Annotated in this window: 34 protein-coding genes; all 34 read right to left on the bottom strand. The window is 42.1% G+C overall.

Going from position 1 to position 19,923, the window contains the following annotated elements; all coding sequences use genetic code 11:
* Positions 1 to 242: 242 nt before the first annotated feature.
* Positions 243 to 908: a KinB-signaling pathway activation protein gene (locus I858_RS00810; protein WP_049694573.1), complete on the bottom strand. Its 666-nt coding sequence runs from the start codon at positions 906 to 908 to the stop codon at positions 243 to 245.
* Between the two features lie 193 nt (positions 909 to 1,101).
* On the bottom strand, positions 1,102 to 2,166 hold the full coding sequence (locus tag I858_RS00805) for an Mrp/NBP35 family ATP-binding protein (protein WP_049694572.1): 1,065 nt from the start codon (positions 2,164 to 2,166) through the stop codon (positions 1,102 to 1,104).
* A gap of 174 nt (positions 2,167 to 2,340) precedes the next feature.
* Positions 2,341 to 2,775 carry a VOC family protein gene (locus I858_RS00800; RefSeq protein ID WP_049694571.1) on the bottom strand — a complete coding sequence of 145 codons (435 nt, stop codon included), beginning with the start codon at positions 2,773 to 2,775 and terminating at the stop codon, positions 2,341 to 2,343.
* A gap of 110 nt (positions 2,776 to 2,885) precedes the next feature.
* The gene (gene rpsI, locus I858_RS00795) at positions 2,886 to 3,278 is read right to left on the bottom strand and encodes a 30S ribosomal protein S9 (protein WP_049694570.1); all 393 of its coding nucleotides are present in this window, start codon (positions 3,276 to 3,278) and stop codon (positions 2,886 to 2,888) included.
* 29 nt (positions 3,279 to 3,307) lie between these two features.
* Positions 3,308 to 3,745 carry a 50S ribosomal protein L13 gene (gene rplM / locus I858_RS00790; RefSeq protein WP_049694569.1) on the bottom strand — a complete coding sequence of 146 codons (438 nt, stop codon included), beginning with the start codon at positions 3,743 to 3,745 and terminating at the stop codon, positions 3,308 to 3,310.
* 194 nt (positions 3,746 to 3,939) lie between these two features.
* Positions 3,940 to 4,683 (bottom strand): tRNA pseudouridine(38-40) synthase TruA, encoded by a 744-nt coding sequence (truA, locus tag I858_RS00785; protein ID WP_049694568.1) that lies wholly within the window; start codon positions 4,681 to 4,683, stop codon positions 3,940 to 3,942.
* A gap of 11 nt (positions 4,684 to 4,694) precedes the next feature.
* A complete protein-coding gene (locus I858_RS00780) occupies positions 4,695 to 5,492 on the bottom strand; it encodes an energy-coupling factor transporter transmembrane component T family protein (RefSeq protein WP_049694567.1) in 798 nt (265 codons plus the stop codon).
* Complete coding sequence (locus tag I858_RS00775) at positions 5,489 to 6,361, bottom strand: energy-coupling factor ABC transporter ATP-binding protein (protein WP_049694566.1); 873 nt, start codon at positions 6,359 to 6,361, stop codon at positions 5,489 to 5,491. Before I858_RS00775 ends, I858_RS00780 begins: the two co-directional genes overlap by 4 nt.
* Entirely contained in the window at positions 6,337 to 7,185 is an 849-nt protein-coding gene (locus I858_RS00770; RefSeq protein ID WP_049694565.1) for an energy-coupling factor ABC transporter ATP-binding protein, read from the bottom strand. Before I858_RS00770 ends, I858_RS00775 begins: the two co-directional genes overlap by 25 nt.
* Positions 7,186 to 7,583: 398 nt before the next feature.
* The gene (gene rplQ, locus I858_RS00765) at positions 7,584 to 7,958 is read right to left on the bottom strand and encodes a 50S ribosomal protein L17 (RefSeq protein ID WP_049694564.1); all 375 of its coding nucleotides are present in this window, start codon (positions 7,956 to 7,958) and stop codon (positions 7,584 to 7,586) included.
* A 46-nt stretch (positions 7,959 to 8,004) separates the two neighbouring features.
* Positions 8,005 to 8,949 (bottom strand): DNA-directed RNA polymerase subunit alpha, encoded by a 945-nt coding sequence (locus I858_RS00760; protein WP_049694563.1) that lies wholly within the window; start codon positions 8,947 to 8,949, stop codon positions 8,005 to 8,007.
* Positions 8,950 to 9,080: 131 nt separating this feature from the next.
* A complete protein-coding gene (gene rpsK / locus I858_RS00755; protein ID WP_006828953.1) occupies positions 9,081 to 9,470 on the bottom strand; it encodes a 30S ribosomal protein S11 in 390 nt (129 codons plus the stop codon).
* A 25-nt stretch (positions 9,471 to 9,495) separates the two neighbouring features.
* Complete coding sequence (gene rpsM / locus I858_RS00750) at positions 9,496 to 9,861, bottom strand: 30S ribosomal protein S13 (RefSeq protein ID WP_049694562.1); 366 nt, start codon at positions 9,859 to 9,861, stop codon at positions 9,496 to 9,498.
* 23 nt (positions 9,862 to 9,884) lie between these two features.
* Positions 9,885 to 9,998, bottom strand: a complete 114-nt coding sequence (rpmJ, locus tag I858_RS00745; RefSeq protein ID WP_006828951.1) for a 50S ribosomal protein L36 — start codon at positions 9,996 to 9,998, stop codon at positions 9,885 to 9,887.
* 37 nt (positions 9,999 to 10,035) lie between these two features.
* Positions 10,036 to 10,254 carry a translation initiation factor IF-1 gene (gene infA, locus I858_RS00740; protein ID WP_006828950.1) on the bottom strand — a complete coding sequence of 73 codons (219 nt, stop codon included), beginning with the start codon at positions 10,252 to 10,254 and terminating at the stop codon, positions 10,036 to 10,038.
* A 398-nt stretch (positions 10,255 to 10,652) separates the two neighbouring features.
* The gene (locus I858_RS00735) at positions 10,653 to 11,306 is read right to left on the bottom strand and encodes an adenylate kinase (protein ID WP_049694561.1); all 654 of its coding nucleotides are present in this window, start codon (positions 11,304 to 11,306) and stop codon (positions 10,653 to 10,655) included.
* Positions 11,307 to 11,367: 61 nt separating this feature from the next.
* Positions 11,368 to 12,663 carry a preprotein translocase subunit SecY gene (secY, locus tag I858_RS00730; protein WP_049694560.1) on the bottom strand — a complete coding sequence of 432 codons (1,296 nt, stop codon included), beginning with the start codon at positions 12,661 to 12,663 and terminating at the stop codon, positions 11,368 to 11,370.
* The gene (gene rplO / locus I858_RS00725; protein WP_049694559.1) at positions 12,663 to 13,103 is read right to left on the bottom strand and encodes a 50S ribosomal protein L15; all 441 of its coding nucleotides are present in this window, start codon (positions 13,101 to 13,103) and stop codon (positions 12,663 to 12,665) included. Before rplO ends, secY begins: the two co-directional genes overlap by 1 nt.
* Before the next feature lie 33 nt (positions 13,104 to 13,136).
* A complete protein-coding gene (rpmD, locus tag I858_RS00720; protein WP_049694558.1) occupies positions 13,137 to 13,319 on the bottom strand; it encodes a 50S ribosomal protein L30 in 183 nt (60 codons plus the stop codon).
* A gap of 13 nt (positions 13,320 to 13,332) precedes the next feature.
* On the bottom strand, positions 13,333 to 13,833 hold the full coding sequence (rpsE, locus tag I858_RS00715; RefSeq protein WP_049694557.1) for a 30S ribosomal protein S5: 501 nt from the start codon (positions 13,831 to 13,833) through the stop codon (positions 13,333 to 13,335).
* A gap of 20 nt (positions 13,834 to 13,853) precedes the next feature.
* On the bottom strand, positions 13,854 to 14,216 hold the full coding sequence (rplR, locus tag I858_RS00710) for a 50S ribosomal protein L18 (protein ID WP_049694556.1): 363 nt from the start codon (positions 14,214 to 14,216) through the stop codon (positions 13,854 to 13,856).
* 33 nt (positions 14,217 to 14,249) lie between these two features.
* On the bottom strand, positions 14,250 to 14,789 hold the full coding sequence (rplF, locus tag I858_RS00705; protein WP_049694555.1) for a 50S ribosomal protein L6: 540 nt from the start codon (positions 14,787 to 14,789) through the stop codon (positions 14,250 to 14,252).
* A 30-nt stretch (positions 14,790 to 14,819) separates the two neighbouring features.
* Positions 14,820 to 15,218, bottom strand: coding sequence for a 30S ribosomal protein S8 (gene rpsH, locus I858_RS00700; RefSeq protein WP_006828942.1), 399 nt, complete (start codon positions 15,216 to 15,218; stop codon positions 14,820 to 14,822).
* Positions 15,219 to 15,247: 29 nt separating this feature from the next.
* Positions 15,248 to 15,433 carry a 30S ribosomal protein S14 gene (gene rpsN / locus I858_RS00695; protein ID WP_006828941.1) on the bottom strand — a complete coding sequence of 62 codons (186 nt, stop codon included), beginning with the start codon at positions 15,431 to 15,433 and terminating at the stop codon, positions 15,248 to 15,250.
* Between the two features lie 19 nt (positions 15,434 to 15,452).
* Positions 15,453 to 15,992: a 50S ribosomal protein L5 gene (gene rplE / locus I858_RS00690; RefSeq protein ID WP_049694554.1), complete on the bottom strand. Its 540-nt coding sequence runs from the start codon at positions 15,990 to 15,992 to the stop codon at positions 15,453 to 15,455.
* A gap of 27 nt (positions 15,993 to 16,019) precedes the next feature.
* Positions 16,020 to 16,331, bottom strand: a complete 312-nt coding sequence (rplX, locus tag I858_RS00685) for a 50S ribosomal protein L24 (protein WP_049694553.1) — start codon at positions 16,329 to 16,331, stop codon at positions 16,020 to 16,022.
* A gap of 35 nt (positions 16,332 to 16,366) precedes the next feature.
* Positions 16,367 to 16,735 carry a 50S ribosomal protein L14 gene (rplN, locus tag I858_RS00680; RefSeq protein ID WP_006828938.1) on the bottom strand — a complete coding sequence of 123 codons (369 nt, stop codon included), beginning with the start codon at positions 16,733 to 16,735 and terminating at the stop codon, positions 16,367 to 16,369.
* A gap of 47 nt (positions 16,736 to 16,782) precedes the next feature.
* Entirely contained in the window at positions 16,783 to 17,046 is a 264-nt protein-coding gene (gene rpsQ, locus I858_RS00675; RefSeq protein WP_049694552.1) for a 30S ribosomal protein S17, read from the bottom strand.
* Positions 17,047 to 17,070: 24 nt separating this feature from the next.
* Positions 17,071 to 17,271: a 50S ribosomal protein L29 gene (rpmC, locus tag I858_RS00670; protein ID WP_006828936.1), complete on the bottom strand. Its 201-nt coding sequence runs from the start codon at positions 17,269 to 17,271 to the stop codon at positions 17,071 to 17,073.
* Positions 17,261 to 17,695, bottom strand: coding sequence for a 50S ribosomal protein L16 (gene rplP / locus I858_RS00665; RefSeq protein WP_006828935.1), 435 nt, complete (start codon positions 17,693 to 17,695; stop codon positions 17,261 to 17,263). Before rplP ends, rpmC begins: the two co-directional genes overlap by 11 nt.
* Before the next feature lies 1 nt (position 17,696).
* Positions 17,697 to 18,353, bottom strand: coding sequence for a 30S ribosomal protein S3 (gene rpsC, locus I858_RS00660; protein WP_049694551.1), 657 nt, complete (start codon positions 18,351 to 18,353; stop codon positions 17,697 to 17,699).
* A 3-nt stretch (positions 18,354 to 18,356) separates the two neighbouring features.
* The gene (gene rplV, locus I858_RS00655; protein WP_008432509.1) at positions 18,357 to 18,698 is read right to left on the bottom strand and encodes a 50S ribosomal protein L22; all 342 of its coding nucleotides are present in this window, start codon (positions 18,696 to 18,698) and stop codon (positions 18,357 to 18,359) included.
* A gap of 19 nt (positions 18,699 to 18,717) precedes the next feature.
* Positions 18,718 to 18,996: a 30S ribosomal protein S19 gene (rpsS, locus tag I858_RS00650; RefSeq protein WP_006828932.1), complete on the bottom strand. Its 279-nt coding sequence runs from the start codon at positions 18,994 to 18,996 to the stop codon at positions 18,718 to 18,720.
* Positions 18,997 to 19,056: 60 nt separating this feature from the next.
* Positions 19,057 to 19,887, bottom strand: a complete 831-nt coding sequence (rplB, locus tag I858_RS00645; protein ID WP_049694550.1) for a 50S ribosomal protein L2 — start codon at positions 19,885 to 19,887, stop codon at positions 19,057 to 19,059.
* Between the last annotated feature and the right edge of the window lie 36 nt (positions 19,888 to 19,923).

The following is a 19,923-nucleotide window of genomic DNA, read 5'->3' as shown; positions in this document are numbered from 1 at the left end:
TTGCTTGGCGACTTTTATTATATTAAAGCATGTTTAGTTTCCTGTCAACACTTTCGAGAAAGTTTTTCTCAAAACGTTCTTTTTCCTTCTGTATTCTGAATTTATTCTTCACTAAAAAAGAGCGCTGTCCTTACAGCCCGCTGTGTTCTTATACGAAAATCGGGATCCGATAAAAAATCAAAAATCATTCAACCACTAGATCGAGACTAGTGGTTGAATGATTGAGTTCACGAAAAACATCCCTATGCTTTTGCTTTTCGTGCAGCACGACGTTCTTCTAGTTTTTGGCGATCTACGTCAGATTGCGCATTGTATTTTGGTAATACTAATAGCTGATATGCGTTTACGGCTAAGAACGGGAACAACAACAACGTAACCCAGCTATCAATATTCCCTGCTTCTACCATTAACGCTGGCAGCCATTCTACCGTAGTAATAACAATCATGAAAAACAATGCTGAGATAAAGGTTTCTTTGTTTGTCCACTTCGCCTTAACGTATGCCGTCACAACTCCTGTCACGATTAAAATAGTCAACAATGCTCCGTACAACCAAACTTGCTCTGTTGTTTGCGCATTTGGTGCAAAACGGAATAAAATCAAATCCGTTATAACCACGCCTATAATTAAAAGCTGTATCCAGTTCCATAACCGCAATGTACGGAAAATGTTCATTCCGATTTGGTGCACCGTTAAGTACGCAAAGAAACATAGCTGACTAATAATACTCATCGTTAAGCCAATAATGACTAACCAAACAAAGCCTGCTAAAAACTCGCCCCATTGTCCATTGCTGAAAGGCTCTGAAAACACATCATTCCAACGAACGAACAAGCCGAGTATACCTGTCACAATTCCACCTATTAAAAGAGCTTTAAAGAAAAACTTAACCCAGTTTCGTATTGTCAATTGAATGCCTCCGTTATTTAAAGTCCTTTTAAGATTGTACCAACCGGTTATTGAAAAATCCATTCACTCTATTCAATACATTGTGAACAAACCTTGAAAGTCGAAACTTTGTTACTGAATCGCCATATCCTGATCGAGCAAAGACACAATAAAAGCCGAAAAACCAATTATGGCTTCTCGGCTTTTAAAACTTTTATTTTTTATCAGCAAATTGCTGGAGCACTTGCTTAGCAATATCTTCGTAAATTTTACCTGTCGGATGATCTTCCAGGTAAACTGATGGTGCAAAGTCTTTTTCGTTCCAATCAGGCTGCCCCATTGGAATCTGACCAAGTAGCGGCGCACGCAATTCTTCTGAAAGCTTTGGGCCTCCACCTTGTCCAAATAAATATTCTTTCTTTCCAGTCTCTGCACTTTCAAACCACGACATATTTTCAATTACCCCTAATACTTCGTGATCGGTTTGAATAGCCATCGCTCCTGCACGTGCTGCAACAAATGCTGCAGTTGGATGAGGTGTTGTAATAACGATTTCTTTAGAAGCCGGCAACATTTGGTGAATGTCGAGTGCGACGTCTCCTGTGCCTGGTGGTAAATCTAATAGAAGGTAATCCAAATCTCCCCACTCTACATCGCGGAAAAATTGATCAAGCACTTTACCTAACATTGGGCCACGCCATACAACAGGCATATTATCTTCAACGAAAAAGCCCATAGAAATAACTTTTACGCCAAATCGCTCAACTGGAATAATAGTTTGTCCTCGAACAACTGGCGATTTATCAATCCCCATCATGTCCGGTACACTAAATCCGTAAATGTCAGCATCGATCAAGCCTACTTTTTTTCCAAGACGCGCTAACGCAATCGCCAAGTTGACAGACACGGTGGATTTACCAACGCCGCCTTTACCGCTGGCGATAGAAATAAATTCAACTTTGTTTAATGGAGACAGTAGGTCTTGTGCTTCTGATTCACTAGCAGTTCCACGGAACTGTGCCAAGGCTTCAGAAGAAAGCTCTTCAAAACGAATGCCCACAGAATCTGCGCCCGCTTCTTTTAACACGTCAACCACTTTCATTTGCAGCTGCATTTGTTCAGGTGTGTTCGTTTTGGCAATCGCCAATTTCACACTGACGTGTTTTTTTTCTTCTTTAATCGTTACAGATGTAATGCCGTCTGTTTCAGTCAACGATCTATGTAAAAACGGATCTTCTAACGCTCCGAGTACTTCGCGTACTTGCACTTCAGTTAACATATCGATACACTCCCTATCAATTTTGCTCACCATAAAGTATAGCACAGCAAATCTTATTTTTAATGTATTCGGTCTTATAAGAAAAAATGCAATCGGACACGCTTCTCTTCTTGGCACGCAAGATCTAGTGTCGCACCTTTTTTCTTTAAAGCTGGACTTGAGTAGCCAGCCAACTTAAGAATCAATGATCAACATGTCTTGGTCATCGTAAGTAAATTCTGGTCCCCATGCCACTTCCCAATAATAGCCGTCAGGATCTATAAAATAACCCGAATACCCGCCCCAGAAAACAGTTTCCGGCTCTTTCACAACTTTCCCTCCAGCACGTCTTGCCAAATTTATGACTTGATCTACTTCTTCTTTAGACTTCGCGTTGTACGCTAATGTAATGCCCGCAAATCCCGTGCCAGTCGGTGGATTTTGTGCGTCTATGTCTTTCGCCAATTCCTCTAATGGATACAACTCCAATTTTGTGCCTGACGAATTAAAAAACACAATAGCGGGATTGTCTCCTTGTTCTGCCGTTTTAAAGCCTAAACCGTCTCGATAAAATGTGACCGCTGTTGCCATATCTTTTACACCAAGACAAATCAAGTTGATTCGGTTCATCTCTTTCCCCTCCCCATTTCTTCTATTTTACCCATCTTGTCCTGCAGTTGAACATAAAAAAAGCATTCCCCGAATTTCTTCGGGAAATGCTTTGTAAACGAAAATCGAAATTAACGTTTTGAGAACTGAGGTGCACGACGTGCTGATTTAAGACCTGGTTTTTTACGTTCTTTCATACGTGGGTCACGTGTTAACAACCCAGCAGATTTCAACGCAGGACGGTAAGCAGGGTCTACAGTAAGTAGAGCACGTGCGATTCCGTGACGGATTGCTCCGGCTTGTCCTGTGAATCCACCGCCGTTTACGTTTACTAGGACATCATAGCTTCCTAGAGTTTCCGTAGCAACGAGTGGCTGTTTGATGATTTGTTGTAATGTTTCGTAAGGAACGTAGTCTGCTACGTCACGGTTGTTGATTGTAATTGTGCCGTCACCCGGTACTAAACGTACGCGAGCTGTTGAGTTTTTACGACGACCTGTGCCAATATATTGAACTTGTGCCAAAGGTGTATCCTCCTCTTATTTACTAATTATTACCCGCGAAGCTGGTAAGTTTCCGGTTGTTGAGCTTGGTGGTTATGTTCTGGGCCAGCATAGACATGCAGCTTTTTGAACGTTTGACGACCTAAAGAGTTTTTTGGAAGCATCCCTTTAACAGCCATTTCAAGCATTTTTGTTGGGTATTTCGTGCGCATTTCAAGTGCAGTACGTTGCTTCAAACCACCTGTAAACTGAGTGTGGCGGTAGTAGATTTTGTCTGCAAGTTTGTTACCTGTAAGGTGAATCTTTTCAGCGTTGATGATGATTACGTGATCACCAGTGTCAACGTTTGGTGTGAATGTTGGTTTGTATTTCCCGCGTAAGATTGAAGCGACTTCAGAAGCTAAACGTCCAAGAGTTTGCCCTTCTGCATCGACAACTAACCATTTACGCTCTACTTCGTGACCTTTAGCCATGAATGTTGTACGCATGTATATTGTCCTCCTAATAAATCGTCTCTTTTTAAGTTCATTTACAGTATTCCGCTGTTCCGTTTTTTCGTTATCCCTTAACACAAATAACCTTCCGGGGCATATCGTGGGGGTAATGAAAATACCATACATCATGTTATAACGAAAACCAACAAAAGTCAAGCGTTTTTCTAAAAACACCAGGAAAAGTTGTTTCAGCTCCCGTACATCACGCTTTCCAAGTAAAGACCATGGGCTGGAGCTGTAATGCCAGCAGCATCTCGATCGATCACAGCCACAATTTTCTCAAGTTCGTCGGCTTGTCTTTTGCCCAGTCCAACCTCTGCTAAAGTTCCGGCAATGATCCGAACCATATTGTATAAAAATCCGGTTCCTTCAATTACCATATGCAGCTCATTGCCATGTTCTTCAAAGTCTAATCTCCGAATAGTACGCACTTTATCGACGACAGCCGTATTGGCTGCACAAAAGCTAGAAAAGTCGTGCGTGCCAATTAATGCCTGTGCCGCATCTCTCATCGCTTCCACATCTAGTGATGGTTTAACATGAACCATAAAGTTCCGAGTGAACGGACTGATGATCCCGCTCCGATCCCATTTATAGCGATAAATCTTGCCTGTCGTATGATAACGTGCATGAAAGGAAGCATCTACTTCTTCAATCGAGTGAACTCGGATATCTTCAGGCAATAACACATTTAATGCTTTTAACCAACCGCTGATCGGAATGGAAAATTCAGAATCAAAATGAATAACTTGTCCAGTTGCGTGAACTTTAGCGTCTGTCCGTCCACTCGCTACTACTTGAACCACTCTTCCTTTATGCATCGTTTCAAGCACTTTCATTATTTCAAGTTGAACTGTACGAGCGTTCGGCTGTATTTGATAACCCACAAATCCTGAACCATCGTAAGCAATAGTCGCTTTTAATCGTTTCATTCTAATTCTCCTTATACACGGAAATACACAAGTATTCCGGCAAGCCCTACAAGTACCAGTAAACTCAAACTGTCTAACAGCCGCCAATTTAATTGACGATAACGCGTTCTGCCTTCGCCACCGCGATAACCACGAACTTCCATTGCCGTAGCCAAGTCTTCAGCACGTTTAAACGCGCTAACAAACAAAGGAATCAATAAAGGTACTACCGCTTTGATACGCTCTTTAAACGGTCCTGAGCCAATGTCTGACCCTCTCGCCATTTGCGCTTTCATAATTTTTCCAGTTTCGTCCATCAAAGTCGGGATAAAGCGCAATGAAATCGACATCATTAACGCCAATTCATGAACCGGCAACTTAACTTTTTTGAACGGTCCAAGCAACACTTCAATACCATCTGTGATAGAGATCGGAGAAGTCGTTAAAGTTAAAATGCTTGTGATAAATACTAAAACCAAAAAGCGCACTGAGATGAATATTCCTTGACGCAAGCCTTCTTCATAAATTTTGATAAAGCCAATGTTCAATAAGATATCGCCTTCTCGTGTAAAGAAAATATGCAGTAGAAACGTAAATATCAATAAAATAAAGACCGGTTTCAAGCCATTTATTAAGAAATAAAGTCGAATTTTAGATAAAAATACGACCAGTAACGTAAAGCCTAAAAGAATGCCATAGGTCACTGCACTATTTGCAATAAACACAATCGCAATGAATACGAAAACAAAAGAAATTTTTGCACGCGGATCCATTCGATGAATCAACGAATTTCCAGGAATAAACCGTCCAAAAATCATTTTCTCCATCATTCAGAACCACGTCCTTCCGATAAAGCACGCGCGATGTTTGTAGCCAACACTTCTTCTGTCAACGAAACCGAATCAAGTTTAATACCTGTTTTTTCTTCAAAATTCCATTGAAGACGAATGGTTCGCGGCGGTTCTAAACGATAATCTCGTAACTGTTCTTCGTTCGAAAAAATTTCTACAGGTTCTCCAGTAACCACACAACGGCCATTGTGCATAATAGCCACATTATCTGCGTAACGCGCGGCATCTTCCATACTGTGCGTCACTAGCACCGTCGTCAGTCCTTTTTCGACATGAAGGCGGTGAAACAAATCCATAATCTCACGACGGCCACGTGGGTCTAATCCGGCAGTGGGTTCGTCTAACACTAAAACATCCGGTTCCATTGCCAATACACCTGCTATTGCGACACGGCGCATTTGACCACCTGATAAATCAAATGGGGATTTCGTCAATACTTCTAAAGGCAATCCCAGTTGTTCAACTAGTTCATGCGCTCTGCGACTTGCTTCTTCTTCTGGCACACCGTAATTCAAAGGACCGAACATAATATCTTTCAAAACCGTTTCATCGAACAATTGCTGTTCCGGAAATTGAAAAACAATGCCCACTTGACGACGAACATCACGCAAATTCTTAGCTTTAACACCCGCTTCAACTTTACGGTCACCAATCGTCACTGATCCTTCTGTCGGCTTTAAGAGAGCATTTAAATGCTGAAGAACGGTTGATTTGCCAGATCCTGTATGACCGATGATTGCTGTGTATGAACCTTCAGGAATATGCAGCGATACATCCGTCAATGCTCGTTTTTCAAACGGTGTATCTTTTGCGTAACTATATCCTACTTGTTGGAGTAAAATGTCCATAATTCATCCACCAATTCATCTTCTGTCATATGTTCTCCTTGTAACGGTACACCCGCTTCGCGCAACAAATGCGTCATGCGCATTGAAAACGGCAAATCTAAGCCTAAACTCGTTAATTTGTTGCTAGATAGAAAAACCGTTTCTGGCTTTCCTTCTAATTTCTTTTCACCCGCGTTCATAACTAAAATGCGATCAGCTAAGGCAGCTTCTTCTAAATCGTGTGTAATCGAGATCACGGTTAGTCCTGTTGCTTCGCGCAGTTGACGAATGGTCTCAATGACCTCCATTCGACCTTGAGGATCGAGCATAGAAGTTGCTTCATCTAGAATTAGTAAACGAGGACGCAATGCGAGAGCACCTGCGATAGCAACACGTTGTTTTTGACCGCCGGATAAATGATGGGGTTCTTGGTCAAAGTAATCATCCATTTTTACTTGGTGCAAAGCTTCCTTCACACGCAAGACCATTTCTTCGTGTGGCACACCGTTGTTTTCTAACGCAAAGGCTACATCATCTTGAACTGTCGCTCCGACAAATTGGTTATCTGGATTTTGAAACACCATGCCCATTTGTGAACGAATGTCCCACAGATTTTCTTCGCCCATCAATTTCCCCATAGCAAACACACTGCCCGTTTGTGGAAACAACAAGCCGTTCATCAATTTAGCAATTGTTGATTTTCCAGAACCATTATGACCTACCAAAGCAATCCACTCTCCATCTTGAACAGAAAATGACAAATCCTTGACAGCCGGTTTTACCGACTCGTCTTCTTGCATATATGTAAATGTCACATTTTCAAATGACAAAATAATCGAATTCATCTAAGCTGACCTCCTCTAACACTTGCTTTACTCATCTCTACTCTACTGGCTTTCATGCACATTTGTAAAATGGTAACTAAATAAAAAAAGCGCGCACCTCATTCAGAGAAATGCGCTTTTCTGTCTCTATGGCTTCCCCGGTTGCTTAAGCCAGGGTTGAATGAGGTGCGTAGAGCTAGACGAGACGCCGCCTTTCGGCTCGCTCATCATAACACTCAGCTTTTCATATTGTCGTATAAATCATAATGCTAAAAGAAGAGGGCTATTGACCCCCTTCAAGTAAATCAATTATGCCTCGGCATAATTGCGTCCGGATTTTGAATTGCGCTAGCGCAATTAATTCCTTTCAAAATCCGTGACATCTGCCGGAGGCTTTAATTTGAATCCATTGATTCAAATTAAACCAATTCGATAATAACGATAGGTGCGCCATCTCCGCGACGAGGCCCCATTTTCATAATGCGCGTGTAACCGCCTTGACGTTCAGCGTAGCGTGGTGCAACATCATCAAACAATTTCTGCAATGCATACGTTGTTGTTTCGTTGCCTTCAGCGTCTGCAGTTGTTACCAACTCACGGCGCATCCATTCTGCTGCTTTACGGCGAGCGTGAATATCTCCACGTTTGCCAAGCGTAATCATTTTTTCTACAGTCGAACGCACTTCTTTCGCACGAGCTTCAGTCGTTTGAATGCGTTCATGTACGATTAAGTCTGTTGTAAGGTCACGTAATAGTGCTTTACGTTGAGAACTTGTACGTTGAAGCTTTCTCATTGAAGTTTCCCTCCTTTGTTGAATAGTTCGGATCCGATTCTAACACTCAGTCTTCTTTACGAAGGCCCAGGCCTAAATCTTCCAACTTCACTTTAACTTCTTCAAGTGATTTGCGTCCGAGGTTACGCACTTTCATCATGTCGTCTTCTGACTTGCTTGCCAGTTCGTGTACCGTGTTGATACCCGCACGTTTTAAGCAGTTGTAAGATCGAACTGAAAGATCAAGTTCTTCGATAGTCATCTCTAATACTTTTTCTTTTTGGTCTTCTTCTTTTTCAACCATGATTTCAGCTGTTTGTGCCTCATCTGTTAATCCTACGAAGATATTTAAATGCTCAGTAAAAATCTTTGCTCCAAGTGCAATTGCCTCTTTTGGACCAATGCTGCCATCTGTCCAAACATCAAGAGTTAATTTATCGAAATGAGCCAGTTGACCCACACGAGTATTTTCTACTTGGAAGTTAACACGTGAAACTGGAGTATAAATAGAATCAACCGGGATAACGCCAATTGGAAGATCTTCACGTTTGTTCTGATCTGCACGAGCATATCCACGGCCTCTGTTTGCATACATACGCATGCGTAAGTGACCATTTTTAGCGATTGTTGCAATATATAGATCCGGATTCAGAATTTCCACGTCACTGTCGTGCGTGATATCTGCAGCCGTAACCGTTCCGTCACCTTTAATATCAATTTCAATGACTTTTTCTTCGTCAGAGTAAATTTTCAAAGCGAGCCTTTTGATATTCAAAATAATCGTTGCTACATCTTCTTCTACACCTTCAACAGTGGAGAATTCGTGCAGGACGCCATCAATTTGAATAGAAGTAACAGCTGCGCCAGGTAAAGATGAAAGTAAGATTCGACGTAAGGAGTTTCCTAAAGTAGTTCCATATCCACGTTCAAGAGGTTCTACAACAAATTTACCAAATTTGGAATTGCTGTCGATCTCGACCGTTTCAATCTTTGGTTTTTCAATTTCGAGCATTCAGTTTACCCTCCTTCAAAACGTCGGTTTTTTTTCGTGTCATCAAGAATTCGATAGTCACAGACTTTCGCTACGATTCATAAACCCATCCAGTAAGTCGTGATGTTCAAAAATCCTATTCAGATTAACGATTATACGCGACGACGTTTCGGTGGACGGCAACCGTTATGAGGTACTGGAGTTACATCTTTAATCGCTGTAACTTCTAGTCCGGCAGCTTGAAGCGCACGGATTGCAGCTTCACGACCTGAACCAGGACCTTTAACTGTAACTTCTAAAGTTTTAAGACCGTGTTCGATTGATGTTTTTGCAGCAGTTTCAGCAGCCATTTGAGCAGCAAAAGGAGTAGATTTACGTGAACCTCTAAATCCTAATGCACCTGCACTTGACCATGAAACAGCGTTACCCTGCATATCAGTGATAGTAACGATTGTGTTATTAAATGTTGAGCGGATGTGAGCAATACCAGATTCGATATTCTTTTTCACACGACGCTTACGAGTTTGTTGTTTACGTGCCATGTTAAGAAGAAACCTCCTTTACTGATTATTTTTTCTTGTTAGCTACAGTTTTACGAGGACCTTTACGCGTACGCGCATTGTTCTTCGTATTTTGACCGCGAACAGGTAGTCCACGACGATGGCGAATTCCTCGGAAGCTAGCAATTTCCATCAAGCGTTTGATGTTCATTGAAACTTCACGGCGAAGGTCACCTTCGATTTTGTATTGATCTAATTGCTCACGGATATTGTTCAACTCGTCTTCTGTAAGATCACGAACTCGTGTATCTTCAGAGATACTAGCAGCAGAAAGAACTTTCTGTGCAGTTGTTTTACCAACACCGAAAATATATGTTAATGAAATAACAACGCGTTTGTCGCGCGGAATGTCAACACCAGCAATACGTGCCATGTGTGCGATGCACCTCCTTCATATTAGCCTTGTCTTTGTTTGTGTTTCGGATTTTCACAGATTACCATTACTTTACCGTTTCTGCGAATAACTTTACATTTTTCACAGATCGGTTTTACAGATGGTCTCACTTTCATCTAACCCAACCTCCTTAGTAGTCCGGAGTGCAAAAGATTATTTAAAACGGTATGTGATACGACCGCGTGTTAAATCATAAGGAGAAAGTTCTACTGTCACTTTATCTCCTGGCAGAATGCGGATAAAATGCATACGAATCTTGCCAGATACGTGCGCGAGAATCGTGTGACCGTTTTCCAATTCTACTTTAAACATCGCGTTAGGCAAAGTCTCAACGACAGTTCCTTCGATTTCAATTACATCGTCTTTCGCCATCGACCCAGTCTCCCTTCTGTATACAAATCAGGATCTCATCTTCAAACAGTATTTGCTGATTGAATAGTAGTAGTACATTCATTCACGAAAAATGCATGAGTGACATTCGAAAGACATTATCCGAGCTCCGCAGATTAGCGGGTCGGCGTTAATCCAGCAAAGCCAGTCTGTCTCATGTATCCTCGACTGCCCGGACTGCCTTGGATGAGTTCCAAACCCGTTACACAGATGCTTCCACGCAACTCATTATACTAGCTTTGATGCGTAATTGCACTAAAGTGCATTTGTATCAACCTTCATATACTGAGCCTTGTTTGCTTTTGCAGCTCTCGAAAATTCATATCTCCGGTGCTCCTTAAAGCCACATGGAGGCAACTAACTGCGCCCGGCGCCGGGGATTATCCTCGGTCGCCCTTTAGAAGAGCATCAATGTCAGCAAATACTTTTTTGATATCCTGCTGTCCATTTATATTTTTCAGCACGTTTTTGCTTTCATAGAAATCAAGAAGCGGCTGTGTTTGTTGCATATTAACTTCTAGACGCTTTGTGACGGTACCAGGCTTATCGTCTTCACGTTGATAGAGTTCTCCACCATCTTTGTCGCACACGCCAGCTTTAGCCGGTGGGTTAAACACAGTATGGTAAGCAGTTCCACAAACTTTACAGATCCATCTGCCTGTTAAACGTGCAATCAATTCGTCTTTTTCGACTTGAATATTTACGACATGCTCGATTCGCTTATCAAGATCGGCCAAAAGAGATTCTAACGCTTCTGCTTGAGGAACAGTCCGTGGAAAGCCATCTAATAAGAAGCCTCCCTCAGTGTCCTTATCGCTTAGTCGTTCTCGGACAATGCCGATTGTCACTTCATCAGGTACTAATGCACCTTCATCCATGAATGATTTAGCTTTCAAGCCCAGTTCCGTTCCACCTTTGATAGCAGCGCGAAACATATCACCTGTAGAAATATGAGGGATGTCGTACTTCTTAACAATTTCGTCTGCTTGAGTACCTTTTCCGGCACCCGGTAGACCCATTAATACGATATTCATACGTTTTCCCCCTCAAACAATTGGATAAGAGACGTTTTCACGTCCCTTTGCATCCCACTGATTATTTCATAAAGCCTTTATAATGACGTTTAACAAGTTGAGATTCCAATTGTTTCATCGTCTCTAGTGCTACACCTACAACAATTAAAAGACTAGTACCACCAATTTGAGCCGATTGCGGTAAATTAGCAATATTGATAAAGAAAATTGGCATAATAGCAATCACTGCAAGGAAAATAGAACCAACGAATGTCAATCGATATAACACACTTGTTAAATAATCCTGTGTATTTTTACCCGGACGGATTCCCGGAATATATGCACCTTGCTTTTTCAAATTATCCGACACGTTCTCAGGATTAACCTGAATAAATGCGTAGAAGTACGTAAACGCTATGATCAAAGCGACATAAATAATCATGCCGACAGGACGAGTATAGTCAAACGTATTCTGTATCGCTTCTGTAAACGCGTTGGCTCCAAAGAAAGAAGCAATGGTTTGTGGCGTTATAATGAACGCTACTGCAAAGATTACCGGGATAACTCCGGCCGCGTTCACTTTCAAAGGTAAATGCGTTTGTTGCCCGCTCGTTGTTTGGCCGCGGCCAGCAACTCGCTTCGCATACTGAATTGGTATTTTACGCAACGCTTGTTGAACATAAATAACCAATACGGTAATAGCAACAACAGCTAATGCAAGCAATGCCATAATGGCAAGATTGATTGGAAGCTGATCTCCAGCTCCTTGAATCTGCTGTGCATATAGTTGATTTACAGCGCCTGGCACTGCAGCGACAATCCCTGCGAAGATGATAATCGAAATACCGTTCCCCACACCTTTTGCCGTAATCTGCTCACCAAGCCACAGTAGAAACGCCGTACCAGCAGTCAAGACAATAGCGATGACAACATAAGTTGAAATCGTGTCATTCTGGATTAAAGAACCGCCGTACATTTGGTTAAATCCATAAGACATACCGATTGCTTGAATAAAGGCAAGAACGATTGTGAAGTAGCGAGTGAATTGAGCAAGCTTCCGTCTTCCGACTTCGCCTTGTTTCGCCCACTCTGCAAATTTCGGTACAACGTCCATCTGCAATAATTGCACGATGATTGACGCTGTAATGTAAGGCATAATTCCCATCGCTAAAATCGAAAAGTTAGCAAGGGCACCTCCACCGAAAGTATTTAAGAATCCAACCAGACCCATCTGGTCAGTAGCTTGCAAAACCGAAGCGTCAACATTCGGTACTGGAACAAAAGTTCCAATACGGAAAATGATGAGCATCAGCAATGTAAAGAATATTTTATTTCGAATATCAGTCACGCGCATAAAATTAGAGATTGTCTGAAACATTAAACCACCTCGGTTTGTCCGCCAGCAGCTTCAATCGCTTTTTTAGCTGATCCAGAGAATTTATGAGCTTTTACTGTCAATTTCTTTTCTAAGCTACCATTGCCGAGAATTTTAATTCCAGAACGTTCGTTGCTCACAACACCTGTTTCAATCAACAATGCAGGTGTTACTTCTGTGCCTTCGTCGAAACGATTTAACACATCAATGTTTACCACTGCATAGTCTTTACGGTTAATGTTGGTAAATCCACGTTTTGGTAAACGACGGAATAATGGGTTTTGACCACCCTCAAATCCAGGACGAACACCGCCGCCTGAACGTGCGTTTTGGCCTTTGTGACCTTTACCTGCTGTTTTACCAGTACCTGAACCGATACCGCGTCCGATACGCTTTCGCGAGCTGCGTGAACCTTCTGCCGGTTTTAATTCATGAAGTTTCATTTGGTTGGCACCTCCTTCTATAGAAATCCGTAATTAAACTTCTTTAATCGTTACTAAGTGAGCGACTTTAACGAGCATTCCGCGAACGGCTGCATTATCTTGGTGCTCAACAGTTTGATGCATTTTGCGCAATCCTAATGACTGAACAGTTTTACGTTGTGTCGGTTTAGAACCGATCACTGATTTTGTGAGGGTAATTTCCAATTTAGTTGCCATGTGATTTTCCCTCCTATCCTAACAGTTCTTCTATTGATTTGCCACGAAGTTTTGCAACTTCTTCAGCACTTTTCAATTGAGTTAAACCGTTAATAGTTGCACGCACCATGTTGATTGGTGTGCTTGAACCTAGAGATTTAGATAAAATATCTTGTACTCCAGCTAATTCAAGTACCGCACGAACAGGTCCGCCGGCAATTACACCAGTACCTGGAGAAGCAGGTTTGATAAGAATTTGGCCTGCACCAAAACGACCGATTACTAAGTGTGGAGTTGTACCCTTAACCATTGGTACTTCAATTAGGTTCTTCTTCGCATCTTCAATAGCTTTGCGGATAGCATCTGGTACTTCTTGTGCTTTACCAGTACCAAAACCAACATTACCATTTTTGTCGCCTACAACAACTAATGCGGAGAAACGGAAACGACGTCCACCTTTTACAACTTTCGCTACGCGGTTAATCGTAACTACGCGTTCTTCAAGTTCAAGTTTGTTTGGATCAATACGACGCATGAAATGTGTCCCTCCTTCTTTTAAAATTGTAAACCATTTTCACGTGCAGCTTCTGCTAATGCTTTTACACGTCCATGATATAAATAACCACCGCGGTCGAAAACAACCGATTTTAAGCCATTTTCAGTAGCGCGTTTTGCGATTGTTTCGCCGACTTTAGTTGCAGCTTCCACGTTGCTAGTAGATTCTACAGAAAAATCTTTCTCCATAGATGATGCACTTGCAAGTGTAACGCCATTCATGTCGTCGATCAATTGAGCGTAGATGTATTTATTAGAACGGAATACGTTCAAACGCGGACGTTGTGCTGTACCCGTAATTTTAGAACGTACGCGTGCATGACGTTTTTTACGAGATGCGTTTTTATCGAGTTTCGTAATCACTGAGGTCACTCCTTTCAGCCTGCCTAAGCAGTATTATTTACCTGTTTTACCTTCTTTACGACGAACAATTTCTCCTGCGTAACGAATACCTTTGCCTTTATATGGCTCTGGCGGACGTACTTGGCGAATGTTCGAAGCAAGAGCTCCAACACGTTCTTTATCAATGCCTTTAACAATAACTTTAGTGTTTGCTGGAACTTCAACAGTTACTCCATTTTCCGGTACAAATTCAACCGGGTGAGAGTAGCCTACGTTAAGAACCAATTTTTCGCCTTGCAATTGAGCACGGTAACCTACACCTACTAGTTCAAGTGTACGTTCGAACCCTGTAGAAACTCCAGTAACCATGTTTGCAAGCAAAGCACGAGTTGTACCGTGGTTTGTACGGTGCTCTTTAGAATCTGAAGGACGTGTTAATGTAAGCACGTTATCTTCATGAGCGATTGTAATATCTTTGTGGAATTCGCGAGTTAACTCGCCTTTAGGTCCTTTAACAGTTACGGCATTCTTGTCTCCAAGAGTAATCGTAACGTCTGCAGGAACCTCGATTGGTTTTTTACCTACACGTGACATTCTTTTGCACCTCCATTCGTTTGTTGCTTATTACCAAACGTATGCTATGATTTCTCCGCCGATTTGTTTCGCGCGGGCTTCTTTATCAGTTACTAAACCTTGTGATGTTGAGACTAAAGCGATTCCAAGACCGTTTAGTACACGAGGCACCTCATTAGTTTTAGCATATACACGTAATCCTGGTTTTGAAATACGTTTCAATCCAGTAATAACGCGTTCGTTGTTAGCTCCGTATTTAAGGAAAATCCGGATCATGCCTTGCTTATCATCTTCAACATATTCTACGTCACGAACGAAACCTTCACGCTTAAGGATTTCAGCGATGTCTTTTTTCACATTAGAAGCCGGAAGCTCTAATTTTTCGTGACGAACCATGTTCGCATTACGAATGCGTGTCAGCATATCTGCAATAGGATCTGTCATTGTCATTACTTTTACCTCCTTCCCAAATTAGGGGATTACCAGCTGGCTTTTTTGACGCCAGGAATTTGTCCCACATATGCAAGTTCACGGAAACAAATACGGCAAAGTTTAAATTTGCGTAATACTGAATGCGGACGTCCGCATCTTTCACAGCGTGTGTACTCTTGTACTTTAAACTTTGGCGTGCGTTTTTGTTTTGCGATCATAGATTTTTTAGCCACGTTTACGCCTCCCTCACGTTTACTTTTGGAACGGCATTCCGAATTGTGTTAATAACTCACGAGCTTCTTCATCAGAGTTCGCAGTTGTTACAATCACGATGTCCATACCGCGTACTTTTGTAACTTTATCATAATCGATTTCAGGGAAGATCAATTGTTCTTTCACACCAAGTGTGTAGTTACCGCGTCCGTCGAACGATTTGTTCGAAACACCACGGAAGTCACGTACACGTGGAAGAGAGATAGCAATTAATTTATCCAAGAAGTCATACATACGCTCTCCGCGTAGTGTAACTTTACATCCGATAGGCATACCTTCACGAAGACGGAAGCCAGCTATCGATTTTTTAGCTTTTGTAATTACTGGTCTTTGACCTGTAATTGTTTGTAATTCTTCAACAGCAGAGTCAAGTGACTTAGTGTTTTGAACAGCCTCGCCTACACCCATGTTGATGACGATTTTATTTACTGCAGGTGCCTGCATTACCGATTTATATTCAAACTTGCTCACTAGAGCAGGAGTGATTTCATTGACATATTTTTCTTTTAGGCGGTTCATGTGTGTACCTCCCTTCATTCAGGAATTTTATTTATCTAATTTTTCGCCGGATTTTTTTGCAACACGAACTTTTTTACCATCTTCAACCTTATAACCTACACGAGTCGGCTCGCCGGATTTAGGGTCAAGTAACATTACGTTAGAAACGTGAACTGCTGCTTCTTGGCTGACAATTCCACCTTGTGGATTTGCCTGGTTCGGTTTTGTATGCTTTTTGATGATGTTTACACCTTCAACAAGCACGCGGTCTTTCTTAGGTAAAGCAGTCAAAACAACACCTGTTTTGCCTTTGTCTTTGCCTGAGATTACCTTCACTGTATCGCCTTTTTTAACATGCATTCTGTCGCACCTCCTTGGTATGGCACATTGATTTATTAAAGAACTTCAGGAGCAAGTGATACGATTTTCATGAAGCTGTTATCGCGAAGTTCGCGGGCAACAGGTCCGAAAATACGAGTTCCGCGTGGACCTTTGTCGTCACGGATAATGACACATGCGTTTTCATCAAATTTGATATAAGTACCGTCTTTACGGCGAGCTCCGCTTTTCGTGCGAACGATGACAGCCTTAACGACTTCACCTTTCTTAACAACGCCACCTGGTGTTGCTTTTTTCACGGTACAAACGATTACGTCTCCGATGTTTGCAGTCTTACGACCAGAACCACCAAGCACTTTAATCGTTAGTACTTCACGAGCACCCGAGTTGTCTGCAACTTTTAAACGACTTTCCTGTTGGATCACTTAGATAACCTCCCTTCGGAATTTCTTACGTTCCGAAATTATTTAAATTAAATGATATCTGCTTTTTTTACAACTTCCAATACGCGGAAACGTTTTGTAGCTGATAGCGGACGAGTTTCCATGATGCGAACTACGTCGCCCATTTTCACTTCGTTTAGCTCATCATGAGCTTTATATTTTTTAGAGTATTTAACACGTTTGCCATAGAATGCGTGCTTCTTTTGAGTTTCAACCATTACTGTAACGGTTTTGTCCATTTTGTCAGACACAACACGGCCTGTGTATACTTTGCGTTGGTTACGCTCAGTCATACTTGCAAACCTCCTCTCGATTTATCAGTTATTGCCACTGAGTACTCTTTCGTGAATCACAGTTTTCATACGGGCAATCGCTTTACGTACTTCGCGGATGCGAGCAGTATTTTCTAATTGACCAGTAGCCAATTGGAAGCGAAGGTTGAAAAGCTCTTCTTTCAGTGATTTCACTTTTTGTTCGATCTCAGCAGTGGTTAGGTCACGGATTTCATTAGCTTTCATTCGATTCACCACCAATTTCTTCGCGTTTTACGAACTTCGTCTTGATTGGAAGTTTGTGAGATGCAAGGCGTAATGCTTCGCGTGCCACTTCTTCAGTTACTCCACCAAGTTCGAACATGATTTTACCAGTTTTGACAACGGCTACCCAGCCTTCAGGTGAACCTTTACCAGATCCCATACGAACCTCAAGAGGCTTTTTCGTATATGGTTTATGCGGGAAAATTTTAATCCAGACTTTACCGCCACGTTTCATGTAACGAGTCATGGAAATACGTGCTGCTTCGATTTGACGGTTAGTGATCCAAGATGATTCTAGTGCTTGGAGACCAAATTCGCCGAATGCGATTTCTTTACCGCCTTTAGCTTCTCCGCGCATTTTGCCACGGTGCTCTCTACGATATTTAACGCGTTTAGGCATTAACATATTATTTGCCTCCTTCCTCAGATTTCTTCTTAGTTGGAAGGACTTCACCGCGGTAGATCCATACTTTTACGCCAAGCTTACCATAAGTTGTGTCTGCTTCAGCATGCGCATAATCGATATCAGCGCGGAGCGTATGGAGCGGAACAGTACCTTCACTGTAGTGTTCAGCACGCGCAATGTCAGCGCCGCCTAGACGTCCAGATACTTGAGTTTTGATTCCTTTAGCGCCAGAACGCATAGTGCGTTGGATCGCTTGTTTTTGTGCACGACGGAAAGACACTCGGTTTTCCAATTGACGTGCAACACTTTCAGCTACTAATCTTGCATCAAGGTCAGCTCGTTTAATTTCAATAATGTTGATGTGTACACGCTTGCCAGTCATAGAGTTTAGTTGGTTGCGAAGCACTTCTACTTCAGATCCACCTTTACCAATTACCATACCTGGTTTCGCAGTATGAATAGTTACGTTAACACGGTTTGCAGCGCGCTCAATTTCAATTTTAGAAACTGAAGCTTCTTTCAAACGTGCTTCAACATATTCACGGATTTTAATATCTTCGTGAAGAAGCGTAGCATAATCTTTCTCAGCGTACCATTTAGATTCCCAATCACGAATGATTCCGATACGCATCCCAATTGGATGTATTTTTTGTCCCACGAATTATCCCTCCTTCTGGTCAGATACCACTAGTGTGATGTGGCTTGTGCGTTTATTAATTGCGCTTGCGCGTCCCATTGCACGTGGACGGAAACGTTTAAGTGTTGGTCCTTCGTCAACGAATACTTCGCTGATGACTAAGTCATTCAGGTCCATTTCGTAGTTGTGTTCAGCGTTAGCAGCTGCAGATTTCAATAACTTCTCAACAACAACAGATGCTGCTTTTGGAGTGTGGTTCAAAATCGCAACAGCTTCGCCAATTTGCTTGCCTCGGATTAAATCTACTACTAAACGGACTTTACGAGGAGCAATACGTACTGTTCTAGCGACAGCTTTTGCTTGCATAGGGAAATCCTCCTCTCAATTAACGTCTTGTTTTCTTATCGTCTGCACCATGACTAGCGTATTTACGCGTTGGAGCGAATTCGCCTAGTTTATGGCCAACCATGTCTTCAGTCACATATACAGGGATGTGCTTACGTCCGTCATATACTGCGATTGTTTGTCCGATGAATGTCGGGAATATTGTAGAACGGCGAGACCAAGTTTTGATCACTTGTTTTTTCTCAGAATCCTTTTGCGCTTCAACTTTTTTCATAAGATGATCATCAACAAAAGGTCCTTTTTTCAAGCTGCGGCCCATGTGGGATCCTCCCTTCGTGATTGCACCACGGTTCTTTTGGTGAACCGTAGCGGAATCAAATTATTTTTTACGACGACGCACGATAAATTTATCTGACTTGTTCGTTTTCTTACGTGTCTTGTAACCAAGAGTTGGTTTACCCCAAGGAGACATTGGTGATTTACGTCCGATTGGCGTACGTCCTTCACCACCACCGTGTGGGTGATCGTTAGGGTTCATTACAGATCCACGAACAGTTGAGCGTTTGCCTAACCAGCGATTACGACCTGCTTTACCAATGTTAATCAATTCGTGCTGCTCATTTCCTACAGCGCCAATAGTTGCACGACAAGTAGCAAGAATCATGCGAACTTCGCCTGATTGCAAACGAACTGTTACGTATTTTCCTTCTTTACCCAACACTTGAGCTGAAGTTCCTGCAGAACGAACTAGTTGTCCGCCGCCACCTGGCTTCATTTCAATATTATGGATTGTAGAACCCATTGGGATGTTTGACAACGGCAAAGCGTTACCTGCTTTAATATCTGCATCTACTCCTGAGATGATTTGAGTTCCAACTTCTACTCCTTTAGGAGCTAAGATGTAACGTTTTTCACCATCAGCATAATGAATCAATGCGATGTTTGCAGAACGGTTTGGATCGTACTCGATTGTAGCAACACGACCTGGAATGCCGTCTTTGTTTCGTTTGAAATCGATCACACGGTATTGACGTTTATGTCCACCACCGTGATGGCGTACAGTTATTTTACCTTGGTTATTACGGCCGCCTTTTCGTTTTACAGGTTGTAAAAGCGATTTTTCAGGCTTGTTCGTTGTGATTTCAGCGAAATCTGAACTCGTCATGTTACGACGACCGTTAGTGGTAGGTTTGTATTTTCTTATCCCCACGTTGTTTCCCTCCTTCTTTAATAGTCCTTTACGAAC

The sequence above is a fragment of the Planococcus versutus genome, from assembly GCF_001186155.3.
Lineage (GTDB): Bacteria > Bacillota > Bacilli > Bacillales_A > Planococcaceae > Planococcus > Planococcus versutus.
The sequence above is the reverse complement of the archived record's forward strand: the minus strand, read 5'-3'. Positions and strand labels throughout refer to the sequence as shown.